Source organism: Streptomyces sp. NPDC023157, from assembly GCF_055560575.1.
The window spans coordinates 468,803-483,333 of the sequence record NZ_JBVHIL010000001.1; the positions used below are offsets into that span (position 1 = coordinate 468,803).

Sequence of the window (14,531 nt, forward strand, 5' to 3'; positions counted from 1 at the left end):
GGGAAGAGGGGCCGCCCCGGGTGGGGCGGCCCTGGGACGCTGGGGCGTCAGTTGCGGAAGGTGTCGTTCAGGACGGTCTGGCCGGAGGCGGGGACGGTCGCGGCGCGGTTGGCGCCGGACTCCCAGGTGACGTTTCCGGCGGCGTCCTTGCGGACGTACTTGTACTCGAAGGCGGTGCCGGCGGGCAGGGTGACGGCCAGCTTCCAGACGGGGTACGCGGCCGGGTCCAGCTTGAGGGCGGCGGCGGGGGCCCAGTTGCCGAGCTCGGGGCGGTTGCCGGTGACGTAGATGTCCTGGCCGACGGCCGTGGTGGCGTTGACGTTGAAGGCGGCGCCGGCCGTGACGGGCTGCGTGCCGCAGGCGGTGGCTCCGGCGTGCAGGGCGAGTGCGGTGTTCGCGCCGAGTGTGGCGGTGAACTGGCCGGAGGAGTTGACGCTCACCGCCGTGCCGGACTGCACGTCGCAGTAGGAGCCGGCGGGCAGGGAGGTCTGGAAGGTGCGGGTGAGGGCGGAGCTCTCGTGGTTGATCGCCACGTAGGCCTTGGTGCCGCGGCCGAACGCGATCGCGTTGTTGCCGTTGTCCCACCAATCGGTGACGGCCTGTCCGCGGGCGGTGTTGCGGAAGGCGACCATGGAGGCTATCTCGCGCCAGGCGTGCTGACACTTCCAGCCGTTGCTGTAACAGGCGGTGACCTGGTGCCCGTTGGGGGCGCCGGCGTCCTTGTCGGTCCACTCGTAGCCGGAGTGGACGTCCGGGGAGCCGTAGGGCCAGGCCAGCATGAAGACGGAGGCGAGGGTGTAGTCGGCGCCGTTCTTGTAGTTGAGGGTGTCGCCGCCGCGCTCGGTGTCGTGGTTGTCGACGAAGACGGCGGACTGGCCGGAGGGCATATAGCCCCAGGCCTCGCCGAAGTTCTTCAGGTAGGAGAGCTTCTCGCCCTGGAAGACCCGCTTGAGGTCGCGGGCGTAGCGGAACTCCTGGACGTCGCCGTTGCCGAGGTACTCGCTGGGCGAGACGGCCTCGCCGGCGCCGTAGATGGCCTCCTGCTTCCAGTAGACGGAAGGATTCGTCAGCCGTGACTTGATGTTGGCGAGGTCGGCGGCCGGCATGTGCTTGGCGGCGTCGATGCGGAAGCCGTCGACGCCGAGCGAGAGCAGGTCGTCGAGGTATCCGGCGATCTTGCCGCGGACCCAGTCCTCGCCGGTGTCCAGGTCGGGCAGGCCGACGAGTTCGCAGTTCTGGACGTTGGCGCGGTCCTGGTAGTTCGAGATCGTGGCGCGGCAGTCGTCCATGTCGGAGCCGGAGTACAGGCCCGGGTAGGCGTACTTGGAGAACGCCGTGCCGCCGGTCCCGGTGCCGGAGGAGTTCGCCATGTGGTTGACGACGGAGTCGGCGACGACCTTCACCCCGGCGGCGTGGCAGGTGTCGACCATGCTCTTGAAGGCGGTGCGGTCGCCGAGCGGGCCGGCGATCTTGTAGCTGACCGGCTGGTAGGCGGTCCACCAGGCGGAGCCCTGGATGCGTTCCTGGGGCGGGGAGACCTGCACGTAGCCGTAGCCCGCGGGGCCCAGCTGGTCGGTGCAGGCCTTGGCCACCGAGGCGAAGTTCCACTCGAACATCACCGCGGTGACGTCCTTGACCCCGGGGGCGGCGGCCTGCGCCACCGGGGTTCCCGTGACGGCCGCCGCGGCACCCGCCACGAGGGCGAGCGCAGCGGCCACGGTCTTTCTTGCCATGTTTCCTCCTGTACGACGTCCCTGTCGCAAGAGCTGTTCGCAAGAAGTTGCCGAAAATGACAGCAACTGTTTTCAGCCGCGACCGTAGGGGCGTACAGACGTGCGGTCAACCCTTCCGGCCACCGCAACGCAAGGGATTGCGCAAGGAGTTACGCGACCGGCTGGGGCGCCTGCGCGGTCGAGCCGCGCACGACCAGCTCGGGCTGGAACACGAACTCCGTCCTCCCCCAGCTACCGCTGGGAGGTTCCCCCATGACCGGGTTTCCCTCGATCTCCTCCAGGAGCGCGCCGACCGCCGCCGTCGCCATCGCCCGCACCGGCTGGCGCACGGTGGTCAGCGGCGGGTCGGTGAACGCGATCAGCGGGGAGTCGTCGAAGCCCACCACGGACACGTCGTGGGGCACGTCGAGGCCCCGGGCGCGGGCCGCCCTGACCACCCCGAGGGCCATCAGGTCCGAGCCGCACACGATGCCCGTGCACCCCTCCGCCAGCAGCAGGTCGGCGGCGGCGTGCCCGCCCTCCACGCCGAACAGCGTGGGCCGTACGAAGCGTTCGGCCTCGGCCCGCTCGATGCCCAGCTGCTCGCGCAGCTCGGCCGCGAAGCCCTCCGCCTTGCGCCGCGAGGGCACGTAGCGGGTCGGCCCGATGGCGAGCCCGATGCGCTCATGGCCGAGTTCGACGAGGTGCCGTACGGCCATCCGGGCCGCGGCCCGGTCGTCGGGCGAGACGAAGTTGGCGTCGATGTGCTCGTTGAAGCCGTTGATGAGGACGAACGGCACGCCCCGGGCGGCCAGCCGCGTGTAGCGGGCCGGGTCGGCGGTGGCGTCCGCGTGCAGCCCGGACAGGAAGACGATGCCCGCCACCCCGCGCTCCACCAGCTGCTCGACCAGCTCGTCCTCGGTGGCCCCGCCCGGCATCTGGGTGCAGAGCACCGGCGTGTAGCCGTGCCCGGCGAGGACCTGCTCCACGACCTGCGCGAAGGCCGGGAAGATGGGGTTGGTCAGCTCGGGCACGACCAGGCCGATCAGGCCCGCGCTGCGCCGTCGGAGCCGTACGGGACGCTCGTAGCCCAGCACGTCCAGCGCGGCGAGCACCTTGTGCCGGGTCGCGCCGGCCACCCCCGCCTTGCCGTTGAGGACCCGGCTGACGGTGGCCTCGCTCACCCCGGACTGGGCCGCGATGTCCGCGAGCCGCGGGGCGCCGTGACCGGCGCCCCGCGGCGGAGGGATCGTCACACCGCCCACCAGACGGTGGTGTCGGCGGGCAGCTCCACCACGCCCTCGCCGTGGGAGACGGGCTCGTTGGAGAGGAGGAACCGGCCGGGCAGCGGGACGGAGATGGCCCGGCCGGTGGTGTTGGCGGTGCAGACGAACCCGTCGCGGCGGAAGGCCAGGACGCCCTCGGGCGCCGTCAGCCACTCAAGGCCGTTGTGGGGTTCGCCCGCGCCGAGTCCGGGCTGGGCGCGGCGCAGGGCGAGCGCGTCGCGGTACAGCTCCAGGGTGGAGGCGGGGTCGCCGGTCTGCGCCTGGACGCTGAGCCCGCCCCAGGTGGCGGGCTGCGGCAGCCAGGAGCCGCCGGCCCCGAAGCCGTACGAGGAGCCCTCGACGGTCCACGGGATCGGCACCCGGCAGCCGTCGCGGAAGCCGTCCTGGCCGGTGGCCCGGAAGAACGACGGGTCCTGGCGGACCTCGTCGGGCAGGTCGGTGACGTCCGGCAGGCCGAGCTCCTCGCCCTGGTAGACGTAGGCGGAGCCGGGCAGCGCCAGCATCAGCAGCGTCGCGGCGCGGGCCCGGCGCAGGCCGAGCGCGCGGTCGCCGGGGGTGCGCAGCTGGGTGCCGAGGCCCGGCGGGTTGGCGAAGCGGGTGGCGTGCCGGGTGACGTCGTGGTTGGACAGCACCCAGGTGGTGGGGGCGCCGACGGGCTCCATGGCGGAGAGGGAGGCGTCGATGACCTGGCGCAGCTCGGCCGCGTCCCAGGAGGTACCCAGGTACTGGAAGTTGAAGGCCTGGTGCATCTCGTCGGGGCGCACGTAGTTCGCGGTGCGCTCGACGGTCGGGGTCCACGCCTCGGCGACGAGGACGCGCTCGCCGTCGTACTCGGAGAGCACGGTGCGCCAGGAGCGGTAGATCTCGTGGACGCCGTCCTGGTCGAAGAAGGGCATGACGTCGTTGCCGAGCAGCTTCAGCTGGTCGTGGCTGCCGATGTCGGGCAGGCCCGCGGCCTTGACCAGGCCGTGGGCGACGTCGACGCGGAAGCCGTCGACGCCCATGTCGAGCCAGAAGCGCAGGATCGAGCGGAACTCGTCGCGGACGGCCGGGTGGTCCCAGTCGAAGTCGGGCTGCTCGGGCGCGAAGAGGTGGAGGTACCAGTCGCCGGGGGTGCCGTCGGGGTTCTGTGTGCGGGTCCAGGCGGGGCCGCCGAAGATGGACTCCCAGTCGTTGGGCGGGAGTTCGCCGTTCTCGCCCTTGCCGGAGCGGAAGTGGTAGCGCTCGCGCAGCGGGGAGCCGGGGCCCTCGCGCAGGGCGCGCTGGAACCACTCGTGCTGGTCGGAGGAGTGGTTGGGCACGAGGTCGACGATGATCCGCAGGCCCAGGTCGTGGGCCTCGCGGATGAGGGCGTCGGCGTCGAGGAGGGTGCCGAACATGGGGTCGATGGCCCGGTAGTCGGCGACGTCGTATCCGGCGTCGGCCTGCGGGGAGGCGTAGAACGGGGAGAGCCAGACGGCGTCGACGCCGAGCTCCTTCAGGTACGGCAGCCGGCTGCGAACGCCCTCCAGGTCGCCCATGCCGTCGCCGTTGCCGTCGGCGAAGCTGCGCGGATAGACCTGGTAGATCACCGCGTCTCTCCACCAGCCCGAGTGCGTGCCGGTGGTCGGAGCGGCGGCGGCGGGAGTGGCGAGGTGCTGGGTCATGTCTTCCTTGAGTCGTAAGGAGATTACGGACACGGGTTCGGGCACGGGTGCGGGCCCCGGCGCGGGGTGCGGCGCCGGTGTGCGGCTCAGCCCTTGACGGCACCGGCGGACATGCCGGTCACCAGGTGGCGCTGGGCGAAGAGGAACACCAGGGCGGCCGGGACGGCGATGAGCACGGAGGCCGCGGACATCGGGCCCCACTGGGCGCCGTACTGGTTGACGAACTTCTGCAGTCCGCCGGCGAGCGTCAGGTTCTCGTCGCCGACCATGAACGCGGAGGCGTAGGCGACCTCGCTCCAGGCGGTGATGAAGGAGTAGAAGGCGGTGACCGCGATGCCCGGCTTGGCGAGCGGCAGGATCAGCCGCCAGAAGGTCCCGAAGGGGCTGAGGCCGTCGACGTACCCCGACTCGTCGATCTCGCGCGGGATGGTGTCGAAGAAGCCCTTCATCATCCAGGCGCAGAACGGCACGGCGATCGTCAGATAGGTGATGACCAGGCCGGCCGGGCTGTTGAGCAGGCCCATCGAGGCCATGATGTTGTAGATCGGCACGATGAGGACGGCGACCGGGAACATCTGGGTGATGAGCAGCGTCCACATCAGTCCGCGCTTCCCGGGGAAGCGGAAGCGGCTGACGGCGTAGCCGGTGGTGGACGAGACGAAGACGCCGAGCACCGTGGTGAGGGCGGCGACGAGCAGCGAGTTGCCGAACCAGGTGAGGAACGGGGTGTCGCTCAGCAGGTTCGTGTAGTTCTCGAACGTCGTCTCTTTGAAGAAGTCGGTGCTGGTCGCGAACTTCGCCGGCTTGAGCGAGGTCAGCAGCACCCACAGCACCGGGAAGACCGCGATCACGGAGGCCGTGATCAGGGCGAGGTGCAGCCCGGCCGAGCTGAGCGGCGAACGGCGGCCGCGGCGGGGGGCGTTGGCCGCGGGCGCCGGGGCGGCCGGGGCCTTCACGGCGGGGGCGGGGGTGGTCGTGGTCACCAGACTTCTCCCTGCTTGCGGAGGACTCGCCGGTAGACCGCGGCGAAGACCATCAGGAGGATCAGGATCAGCACGCCCCACGTGGAGGACTGGGCGTAGTCGCGCGGGCTGATCTCGAAGGAGAACTTGTAGGCCTGGGTCACCAGGATCTGGGTGGCCTCGCCGGGTCCGCCCCGGGTGAGCAGGAAGATCACCGGGAACATGTTGAAGGTCCAGATGGTGGAGAGCAGGATCACCGTCGTGGACACCGAGCGCAGCCCGGGCAGGGTGATGTGCCGGAAGCGCTGGAGGGCGTTCGCGCCGTCCATCTCGGCGGCCTCGTAGAGCTCGCCGGGGATGGACTGGAGCCCGCCGAGCAGGGCGACCATCATGAAGGGGACGCCGAGCCAGACGTTGACGGCGATGACCGAGAACTTGGCCCAGCTGGGGTCGTTGAGCCACGGGACGGCGTCGATGCCGCCGCCGGCGAGGACCTTGTTGAGCAGACCGTTGTCCTCGTTGTAGAGGAAGCGCCAGGCGAAGACGGAGACGAAGCCGGGCACGGCCCAGGGCAGGATCAGCAGCATCCGGTAGGCGGAGCGGCCGGCGATCCTGCGGTTGAGCAGGTTGGCGAGACCGAGGCCGAGGGCGAAGGTCACGGAGACGCAGGAGACCGTCCACACCAGGGTCCAGCCCAGGGTGGAGAGGAACTGGCTCCCGGTGAGCGCGTCGACGTAGTTGTCCACGCCCACGAACTCGTAGGTCGCGGGGATGTGGTTGACGCCGATGGAGCGCTCGACGTTGCGCTCGTTGGCGTCCGTGAGCGACAGCCAGATGCCGCGGACCAGCGGATAGCCGATGATCACGCCGATCACGATCACCACCGGGGCGACCATCGCCCAGGCGTACCAGTGAGTGGAGAGCGAACGCTTCACCGCTCGCTGCCGGTTGCCAGTTCCGCGGCTCCGGCCGCGGGCGACGTTCTCGCCCGCGGCCTTCGCCACCGACTGGCTGCTGGTGTCCACAGCCATCAGCCGGTCTGCCTTCCTTCCCGCTTCCTTGTTACTTCCAGTCCTTCAGGAGCTTGCGGTAGGACTCGCCCGCCGTCTTGGCTCCCTGCTCCGGGGTGGTCTGGTTGGTGAGGACCTTGGTGTACTCGGTGACCAGCGGGGCGAAGAGGCTGCCGCCCTCGGGGATCCACGGGCGCTCGACGGCCTTGTCGACGACCGGCTTGAAGAACGTGATCATCTCGTTCATCGCCACGTCGGACTTGCCGTAGACCGAGGTACGGGTGGGGAGCAGGCTCAGCTCCTTGGCGACCTGGGTCTGCACCTCGGGCGAGCTCATGTAGTCGACGAAGGCGTAGGAGGCGTCCAGGTTCTTGGAGCCCGCGTAGACGGCGAGGTTGTGGCCGCCCTGCGGGGCACCCTGGCCGCCGGAGCCGGCCGGGACCGGGGCGATGCCCAGGTTGGCCTTGTCGGCGAACTCCTTGCCGGCGTAGGTGTCGGTGACGGCCCAGGGGCCGTTGATCATCATGGCGACCTTGCCGTCCTTGAAGGCCGTCTGCATGTTGTTCCAGCCGTCGGTGGCGTCGGTCTTGGCGGCGCCCGAGTCGACGAGGTCCTTGACGGTCTTGAAGGCCTTGACGCCGGCCGCGTTGTCGATCGTGACGGTCTTGGTGTCGGCGTTGACCATGTCGCCGCCCTCGCCGTACAGGAAGGAGAGGAACCAGTAGGCGTCGTCGCCGCGCAGGTAGAGGCCGGTCTTGCCGGTCTTCTGCTTGATCTTGGCGGAGACGGACTTCAGCTCGTCGATGTTCTTGGGGACCTCGACGCCGGCGTCCTTGAAGATCTTCTTGTTGTAGAAGATGCCCATGGAGTCGATGACCTGCGGCACCGCGTAGGTCTTGCCGTTGTACTTGGTGGACGCGGCGGCCTGCTTGAGGAAGTCGTCCTGGTCCTTCAGGGCGGCGGTGCCGTCCAGCGGGGCGAGGTAGCCGAGGTTCGCGAAGTCCGGGGTCCAGGCGACCTCGGAGCGGATCACGTCGGGGGCGCCGGAGCCGGACTGCGCGGCGTTCTTGAACTTGTTCTGGGCGTCGCCGAAGGGCACGTTCACGTACTTGACCGTGACCTTGGGGTGCTTCTTCGTGAAGTCCTCGGCGATCTTCTTGAAGACCTTGTCCTCGGAACCGACGGTGGAGGTGTCCCACCAGGTGACGGTGCCGGACAGCTCACCCGAGCTCTTCGAGCCGCCGCCGGTGGAACCGTCGCCGCTTCCGCACGCCGCCAGGGACACACCCAGGGCCGCGACCAGCGCGGTGGCCGCTATGCCACGCCGCATGTGAACTCCTTCAACTGATCCCGGATTGGACGAGGGTCTCGAACAACTTCCTCATGCGACCGCTCCCTCGCGGCGCCCCGGGTTGCCAGGAACGTAACAGGGATGAAAACGCGCCGAAAGAGCTTGCGGGAACTTTCTGCAAGACCCGCCGATCGTTACATCCGCGTGTCCTGAAGGTTGCCGACGGGCCGCTTGACAGCCCCGACACCCCTTCCCCTCTTGCAAGAACTTGCGAAAACCGGCTGACAGCTCCACGGCAACCGAACGTCGGCGGCCGGAATCCGCGCTCGGTGGGCAATCCGACGGGCGACCGGTACAGTCCACTCCCATGACCGCGCGGCTCGCCGACATCGCAGCCCAGGCGGGGGTCAGTGAAGCCACAGTCAGCCGCGTGCTCAACGGCAAGCCCGGTGTGGCCGCGGCCACCCGTGAATCCGTTCTCGCCGCACTCGACGTGCTCGGCTACGAGCGTCCCGTACGCCTGCGCCAGCGCAGCGCGGGACTGGTCGGCCTCATAACCCCCGAACTGGACAACCCGATCTTCCCCGCGCTCGCGCAGGTCATCGGGCAGGCCCTCACCCGCCAGGGCTACACCCCGGTGCTCGCCACCCAGACCCCCGGCGGGTCCACGGAGGACGAGCTCACCGACATGCTGGTGGAGCGCGGGGTGTCCGGCATCATCTTCGTCTCCGGGCTGCACGCCGACACCACGGCCGACACCACCCGCTACGACCAGCTGCGCGGCAAGGGCGTCCCGTACGTCCTCATCAACGGCTTCTCCCCCAAGGTGCAGGCCCCCTTCGTCTCCCCCGACGACCGGGCCGCGATGGTCCTGGCGGTGACGCACCTGGCCGCGCTGGGGCACACCCGGATCGGTCTCGCCGTCGGGCCCAAGCGTTTCGTACCGGTGCTGCGCAAGATCGAGGGCTTCCGCAAGGGCATGCAGGAACGCTTCGGGCTCACCCCCGAGGAATCCGAGGAGCTCATCCAGCACTCGCTGTACACGCTGGAGGGCGGGCAGGCCGCGGCCGCCGCGCTCCTCTCCAAGGGGTGCACCGCGATCGTCTGCGCCAGCGACATGATGGCGCTCGGCGCGATCCGGGCCGCGCGGCAGCAGGGCTTCGAGGTGCCGAAGGACGTGTCGGTGGTCGGCTTCGACGACTCCCCGCTCATAGCCTTCACCGATCCGCCGCTGACCACCATCCGCCAGCCCGTGCAGGCGATGGGCCAGGCGGCGGTCCGGGCACTCCTGGAGGAGGTCGGCGGTACGCCGGCCCCGCACAGCGAGTTCGTCTTCATGCCCGAACTGGTCGTTCGCGGTTCAACGGCCTCGGCTCCCCTAAGGGGCTGAGGTCAGCCCTGAGACGGAGCGGGTGCGCTCCGAACCCGACCGAGGGATGATCGGTCGGAGGAAAGGGATCTGGCAGACTCTCCTCCTATGGGTGAAACGACCGTGAAGAGTTTGGAAAACCGGACGACCCCGTCGTCACCCATCGTGGCCGACGGCAGATTCGCGCGCCTGCGTGCCCGCACGCCTCGGCGCCCCACGATCTGGTTCGAGATCGCGCTCATCGCGATCAGCTACTGGACCTACTCCCTCATCCGCAACGCGGTGCCGGAGCAGAAGGCCCAGGCGCTGAAGAACGCCGACTGGATCTGGCAGGCCGAGCACTCCCTCGGGCTCGCCTTCGAGCACACCGTCAACCAGGCCGTGAACTCGGTGACCTGGCTGATCGTCTCGATGAACTACTACTACGCCACCCTGCACTTCATCGTGACCATCGGTGTGCTCGTGTGGCTGTACCGATGGCAGCCGGGCCGTTACGCGGCGTTCCGCACGGTCCTGTTCGCCACCACCGGTGTGGCCCTCGTCGGTTACTACCTGTACCCGCTCGCGCCGCCGCGGCTGATGAACGGCCAGAACTTCGTCGACACCGTGCTCGTGCACCACACCTGGGGCTCGATGGCCTCGGGCAACCTCAAGCACATGTCGAACCAGTACGCGGCGATGCCGTCGATGCACATCGGCTGGTCGCTGTGGTGCGGTGTGACCATCTTTCTGCTGGCCAAGGCGCCCTGGGCGCGGATCCTCGGCCTGCTCTACCCGACGGCGACCCTGGTCGTCATCGTGGCCACCGCCAACCACTTCTGGATGGACGCGGTCGGCGGCATGCTCTGCCTGGCCTTCGGCTTCGGCATCTCGTACCTCTGGTACGGCTCCCGCCCGCACAAGCTGCCCCGGCTGGTGGAGCCGGCCGCCCCGGTCGCCCAGGGCGGCCCGCCGCGCACGGCGGACGAGGGCGCGGACGCCGTCGAGGCGGGCCGGCCCCGGCCGCCCGTCAGCTCCGGAAATTGACTGCTCCCTGCCACCCGTGAGGGGGCGGGATTCCTGGCTCACGCTGCCGGGTGGGACGGCGTCCCACCCGGACTTCCGCGATCAACACCAGCCGGGTTCAGACCTGCCCGGACGAGCATCACACGAGCGGAATTCTTGTCTCTCGGGGACACCGCTCCACACGCGGCGCACGTGTACGTGCGCATTCCCAGCGGCAGTGCGTGCTTGGCTCTCGCTCCGCACTGCGCGCAGTCCATCGTCGTGTACGCGGGGTGGACCAGATACACAGCCCTACCGTGCTTGCGCCCCATCTCGATCAGGGCCTTCTTGGTGGCACCGATAGCGGCGTCCGCGGCCTTTCGGGCCATCGTGGTCCTCGCCAGAAACTTCGGCTTGAAGTCTTCGACGGCGATGGCGTCGTGATCGCGGACGACACGCTTGGCCCACTTGCGCGCCGCGTCCTGTCGTTGCCGGGCCACTTTCCCGTATGACTTCGCGACCTGCCGCTTCGCCCGCCGGTAGCCCTTTGACCCCGCCTGGCCCTTTCCCGGCCTCCGCCGGGCCATCATCCGCTGGTATCGGGCAAGCCCCTCCTCGGCCTTCCTTCCGTACGCGGCATGAGGCAGGTCATGGGCGTCGCTGGTGGTGGTCGCGGTCTCCTTCACACCCCAGTCGATGCCGATCACCGCACCGGTTTCCGGCAACGGACTCACCGTGACCCGGACGACGAATGTCGCGTGCCAGTGTCCGACGCTGTCCTGGTGGACCCGGACGCTGGACGGGTCCGCCGGAAGATTTCGCGACCACACCACTGTCAGCACGATGCCGCCCGCGAGATGCAGACGTCCGCCCTGGACTCGAAAGCCCCGTCGCGTGTAGTTCAGGCTCGGCCGCGTGTCCCGCTTCTTCTTCCACCTCGGCATCCCTGACCGCCGAGACACGGGCAGTCGGTCCCTGATGTCCTTCTGAGCCTTCGCCCGCGAAGTGCCGAAGTCCCTGACCACCTGCTGCTGCGGAACCGACGAGCCTTCCCGTAGCCACGGCATCCCGGCACGTGCCTCAGTGAGCATCCGACTCAGCTGAGCCGGGCCGCAAGTACGCTTCGCATCCCCCGCCGTCCTTGCCTCGTTCCAGGCGTGGACCTGCTTCGACTTGGCCACGCACTCGTTCCAGATCCACCGGCATCGGTCCCACTCGGCGAGCAGCCGCTCACCGGCAGTGGAGGAGATCCGCAGGCGATAGGTGTACCGCGCGTATCCGGCTTCTTCGACTGCCGTCATCACGATCAGCTGTGAGCGTGAGGGCCGGGGTGATGGGCGAAGAGAGCGCAGGCCTCACGCTCAGGAGGACGCCCTCTCGCGGTGCAGTCGCGGAGTTCGATCAGGTCTGCCTCCGCCCCGGCCCAGCGAGCCCAGAGGGCCGAGCCGACGTCCAGGGAGTCGAGAACTGCGAAGTGGTGGCCACAGCCGTGTTCATCCAGGGAGCAGTACACCGTCCGGTCGAGCGCCGGCTCGCGGAGCTGCCTCACGGCGGCGTCAAGTAAGCCAAGGGGCAACCGCAGGGACTCCGAACACCTCGACCGACGACAGCGGGGGCAGGCGCAGGCGGGATAGCGACCGGGGCTCGCGAGGGGATCAAAGGCGGTGCCCTCGGAGACGGTGGTGAACGGTCCCCATGTTCGTCCGGAATCCCTGGAGACACGCAAGGTCATGCGTACCCGCTGCTCTTGAGTTTCGACGCCCTGACGAGGCATGAAACGAACTCCTCTCCAGACAACCAGGTCCTTCACTCATGTATATGAGTGCTCTCTCGCAGAGTGCCTGCACCACTCCTGTGAGTCAACCCACCGTGAGGGTGAACGTGCGGCGGACCGAGCTGACTTGCGGCGTCGTTCAGTCAGCCGCAGGAATGCGGTAGCTCAAAACGAATTGATCGGCGGCCATGAGGGTGTCGCAGACCTCGACCACCCGCCCCTTTCTCGTGACCGCTTCCCGCACGAGGTGAATGACAGGCGCCCCAGGACTCAGGGCGAGCTCGGAGGCCTCAGCCCTCGCCGCCGACCGCGCATGGAGCGTTTCGACGAACTCGGCGAAGACATGGCCCGCATCCTCCAGCCGGGCATAGATGCCGCCTGGTCCGGGATTCTCGGCGAACAGCTCAGGGATGTCTCTCACCACGTCCCACGGGAGATACGACGTCGCCACCTCGACCGGAACGCCGTTTCGGAAGTACAACCGTCGCCGGGCCAGTACCTGGCTCCCGACGTCCACCCCAAGTCGCTCGGCGATCTCCGTCGGCACTGCCAGTGGGCCTACGAACAGCACACTCACCTTCGCCGTCGCCCCGGCCTGCTCCGACTCGGCCAGGTACGCGGCTCGGCCACCCCGCCGGTGCGATGCCCTGAATCGATCCGACGACCGCGACTTCACCGGCGGCCGGTCCTTCACGAACGAGCCCTTGCCATGGCGTGTGGAGACCAGGCCGCTCGAACGGACCTCCACCATCGCCTTGCGAATCGTCCCGCCGGAAACTCCGTACCGCTCCACGAGTTCGGATTCACTCGGCACCATGTCACCGGCCTTCAGCAGGCCTGCGCGGATCTGTTGCACGATCTCGTCAGCGATCTGCACGTACCTCGGCACGGCCCGGCCGGCACCTGCGGGCGTTCCCACGATCCTTCTCACTCTCCTAAGCTCCTGCACATGAGTAACAGCCCCCAGGAACCCGGGTCAACGCCGCTGCACTCCGTGTCCGTGGCTGGAGCGGTCGTACGGGAAGACGGCCGCCTCCTCGCGATCCGACGGGCGGACAACGGGGCGTGGGAACCACCCGGCGGAGTGCTCGAACTCACCGAGTCCCCGGAGGAGGGCGTCGTCCGCGAGGTCTGGGAAGAGACCGGCATCCTTGTCGAGGTCGACGAACTGACCGGTGTCTACAAGAACACCACTCGGGGGATCGTCGCCCTGGTCTTCCGCTGCAAGCCCTCCGGTGGCAGCGAGCGTACATCGGCCGAGTCCACGGCGGTCGGCTGGCTCACTCCCGCCGAGATCGAGCAGTGCATGAGCGAGGTCTACGCGATCCGCCTGCTCGACGCGATCGACAGCGGAGGTCCGCACGTGCGCAGCCATGACGGCAGGCGACTGCGCCACGTGCGGTGAGCCCTGGCGTCTTCCCGATCAGCGCCAAATGCGCGATGTGCCGACGCTGGAAATCCGCTGCGCCTGGCAGGGGACAAGCGTCAGTCGAGCTGTTCCGTACGCCAAATGGAGCCTCCCACCATCCGGAATGACACAGACGCCTTGCAGCCCTGCTCGCGGATGAGTGAAAGCTGCCAGGAGGTCCTCCGGGTACGGGTACGACGTCCACTCCAGTTCCCAGGAATCGCCACTGCCATCGAGGCGACGCGAGTGTCCTCGTGAGCGCACCGAGCCGCGATCACGGTTTGGAGGAGGGTTGAACCATCCTCCGATCGCCCAGGATCCGAGCGGGTCCTTGAGCCAGAGTCGTGAAGTGAGGGCTCCGAGCAGCATCTCGGCGTCGGGCGTCATGGGCGGGAGGGCGTCAAGGACTTCCTCTTCCCACGGCGTGATCGGTTGGTCCGCGCGCCTCCATGAGTGCGCGTTGTACGAGCTTCCGCCCCCCGTGCCAGTGTTGCGGGTGGTGGTGGTGACGCGTGCACCAGTCGGAAGGTGAATCAGCCGGACAGCGTCATCCGGGTCGTCGAGCAGTCGCATTCCCGGCAGGCAGAGCACGTCGGCCTTGTGTTCTCCCGGAAGCAGCCGGTTGGCGATGTTGTCGGCGGCGTGCGAGATCAGAACCAGATCATCTCGGCGAGGAGAAACCAGGAAGCTGTACAGGCTCAGTTCGTAAAGGCAGGATTCCGAGAGCCAGGCGGCGCGGGAACCACAGTTGAGCACAGCGAGGGCCAGTAGCGCTCTGAGCCGTCGCTGCGCCGGAAATGCAGAATCCAGCCCCAGGCCCCCGTAACGCGTGGTGCCCAACGCGGCGGCGGCGTGACTCTCCCCAGTGAACGAGGACCGCTCAGCAGCCAAGGTGCGGTGACGTGAATGCGACATGGTCGATGCCTCCATGCTGCCCGGCCAGCTGAGACTGCGACCCTGAACACGGTCGGACTCGGATTTCCGCGAAGCGGGCGCACCACACCCTCTGTTGTGAGTCTGGTCCAGCCGGGAGTTGGCCATCTCACTGTTCCGGACTTCGCGTACTGCCGGTCCGCGGAGACTAGCACT

General features: G+C 68.6%; 12 protein-coding genes. 3 read left to right on the forward strand and 9 right to left on the reverse strand.

The features are described 5' to 3' along the window. Positions 1 to 47: 47 nt before the first annotated feature. The 6 genes from ACZ3ZE_RS02155 to ACZ3ZE_RS02180 all read right to left on the reverse strand — a co-directional run bounded on the left by ACZ3ZE_RS02155 (position 48) and on the right by ACZ3ZE_RS02180 (position 7,946). Complete coding sequence (locus ACZ3ZE_RS02155; RefSeq protein WP_467257030.1) at positions 48 to 1,733, reverse strand: carbohydrate-binding module family 20 domain-containing protein; 1,686 nt, start codon at positions 1,731 to 1,733, stop codon at positions 48 to 50. A 149-nt stretch (positions 1,734 to 1,882) separates the two neighbouring features. Beyond that, a complete protein-coding gene (locus tag ACZ3ZE_RS02160; protein WP_361163832.1) occupies positions 1,883 to 2,977 on the reverse strand; it encodes a LacI family DNA-binding transcriptional regulator in 1,095 nt (364 codons plus the stop codon). Then, the gene (locus tag ACZ3ZE_RS02165; RefSeq protein ID WP_361163830.1) at positions 2,965 to 4,644 is read right to left on the reverse strand and encodes a glycoside hydrolase family 13 protein; all 1,680 of its coding nucleotides are present in this window, start codon (positions 4,642 to 4,644) and stop codon (positions 2,965 to 2,967) included. Before ACZ3ZE_RS02165 ends, ACZ3ZE_RS02160 begins: the two co-directional genes overlap by 13 nt. 86 nt (positions 4,645 to 4,730) lie before the next feature. Further along, positions 4,731 to 5,627 (reverse strand): sugar ABC transporter permease, encoded by an 897-nt coding sequence (locus ACZ3ZE_RS02170; protein WP_442305429.1) that lies wholly within the window; start codon positions 5,625 to 5,627, stop codon positions 4,731 to 4,733. Then, on the reverse strand, positions 5,624 to 6,637 hold the full coding sequence (locus tag ACZ3ZE_RS02175; protein ID WP_361163828.1) for a carbohydrate ABC transporter permease: 1,014 nt from the start codon (positions 6,635 to 6,637) through the stop codon (positions 5,624 to 5,626). The genes ACZ3ZE_RS02170 and ACZ3ZE_RS02175 overlap by 4 nt, the downstream gene beginning before the upstream one ends. Before the next feature lie 31 nt (positions 6,638 to 6,668). Continuing rightward, positions 6,669 to 7,946: an extracellular solute-binding protein gene (locus ACZ3ZE_RS02180; protein WP_361163826.1), complete on the reverse strand. Its 1,278-nt coding sequence runs from the start codon at positions 7,944 to 7,946 to the stop codon at positions 6,669 to 6,671. A gap of 328 nt (positions 7,947 to 8,274) precedes the next feature. Between ACZ3ZE_RS02180 and ACZ3ZE_RS02185 the strand changes: the two genes are divergently transcribed. Continuing rightward, positions 8,275 to 9,297: a LacI family DNA-binding transcriptional regulator gene (locus tag ACZ3ZE_RS02185; RefSeq protein ID WP_361163824.1), complete on the forward strand. Its 1,023-nt coding sequence runs from the start codon at positions 8,275 to 8,277 to the stop codon at positions 9,295 to 9,297. Between the two features lie 87 nt (positions 9,298 to 9,384). Continuing rightward, positions 9,385 to 10,302: a phosphatase PAP2 family protein gene (locus ACZ3ZE_RS02190; protein ID WP_467257031.1), complete on the forward strand. Its 918-nt coding sequence runs from the start codon at positions 9,385 to 9,387 to the stop codon at positions 10,300 to 10,302. 38 nt (positions 10,303 to 10,340) lie between these two features. On the opposite strand, the gene ACZ3ZE_RS02195 is transcribed toward ACZ3ZE_RS02190, so the two are convergent. Both ACZ3ZE_RS02195 and ACZ3ZE_RS02200 read right to left on the reverse strand, forming a co-directional pair. Next, on the reverse strand, positions 10,341 to 11,561 hold the full coding sequence (locus tag ACZ3ZE_RS02195) for an RNA-guided endonuclease InsQ/TnpB family protein (protein WP_467257033.1): 1,221 nt from the start codon (positions 11,559 to 11,561) through the stop codon (positions 10,341 to 10,343). 612 nt (positions 11,562 to 12,173) lie between these two features. After that, the gene (locus ACZ3ZE_RS02200; RefSeq protein ID WP_467257497.1) at positions 12,174 to 12,953 is read right to left on the reverse strand and encodes a GntR family transcriptional regulator; all 780 of its coding nucleotides are present in this window, start codon (positions 12,951 to 12,953) and stop codon (positions 12,174 to 12,176) included. A 30-nt stretch (positions 12,954 to 12,983) separates the two neighbouring features. Between ACZ3ZE_RS02200 and ACZ3ZE_RS02205 the strand changes: the two genes are divergently transcribed. Continuing rightward, positions 12,984 to 13,439 carry an NUDIX hydrolase gene (locus ACZ3ZE_RS02205; protein WP_467257035.1) on the forward strand — a complete coding sequence of 152 codons (456 nt, stop codon included), beginning with the start codon at positions 12,984 to 12,986 and terminating at the stop codon, positions 13,437 to 13,439. Positions 13,440 to 13,457: 18 nt separating this feature from the next. Here ACZ3ZE_RS02205 and ACZ3ZE_RS02210 read toward each other — a convergent pair whose 3' ends face one another. Next, positions 13,458 to 14,372: a hypothetical protein gene (locus ACZ3ZE_RS02210; protein ID WP_467257037.1), complete on the reverse strand. Its 915-nt coding sequence runs from the start codon at positions 14,370 to 14,372 to the stop codon at positions 13,458 to 13,460. Positions 14,373 to 14,531 lie beyond the last annotated feature (159 nt).

Excerpts from the sequence above, each read along its gene's own strand:
- ACZ3ZE_RS02155 (WP_467257030.1), bottom strand. The coding sequence starts at position 1,733 with ATGGCAAGAAAGACCGTGGCCGCTGCGCTCGCCCTCGTGGCGGGTGCC.
- ACZ3ZE_RS02165 (WP_361163830.1), bottom strand. The coding sequence starts at position 4,644 with ATGACCCAGCACCTCGCCACTCCCGCCGCCGCCGCTCCGACCACCGGC.
- ACZ3ZE_RS02175 (WP_361163828.1), bottom strand. The coding sequence starts at position 6,637 with ATGGCTGTGGACACCAGCAGCCAGTCGGTGGCGAAGGCCGCGGGCGAG.
- ACZ3ZE_RS02180 (WP_361163826.1), bottom strand. The coding sequence starts at position 7,946 with ATGCGGCGTGGCATAGCGGCCACCGCGCTGGTCGCGGCCCTGGGTGTG.
- ACZ3ZE_RS02185 (WP_361163824.1), top strand. The coding sequence starts at position 8,275 with ATGACCGCGCGGCTCGCCGACATCGCAGCCCAGGCGGGGGTCAGTGAA.
- ACZ3ZE_RS02190 (WP_467257031.1), top strand. The coding sequence starts at position 9,385 with ATGGGTGAAACGACCGTGAAGAGTTTGGAAAACCGGACGACCCCGTCG.
- ACZ3ZE_RS02195 (WP_467257033.1), bottom strand. The coding sequence starts at position 11,561 with ATGACGGCAGTCGAAGAAGCCGGATACGCGCGGTACACCTATCGCCTG.
- ACZ3ZE_RS02205 (WP_467257035.1), top strand. The coding sequence starts at position 12,984 with ATGAGTAACAGCCCCCAGGAACCCGGGTCAACGCCGCTGCACTCCGTG.
- ACZ3ZE_RS02210 (WP_467257037.1), bottom strand. The coding sequence starts at position 14,372 with ATGGAGGCATCGACCATGTCGCATTCACGTCACCGCACCTTGGCTGCT.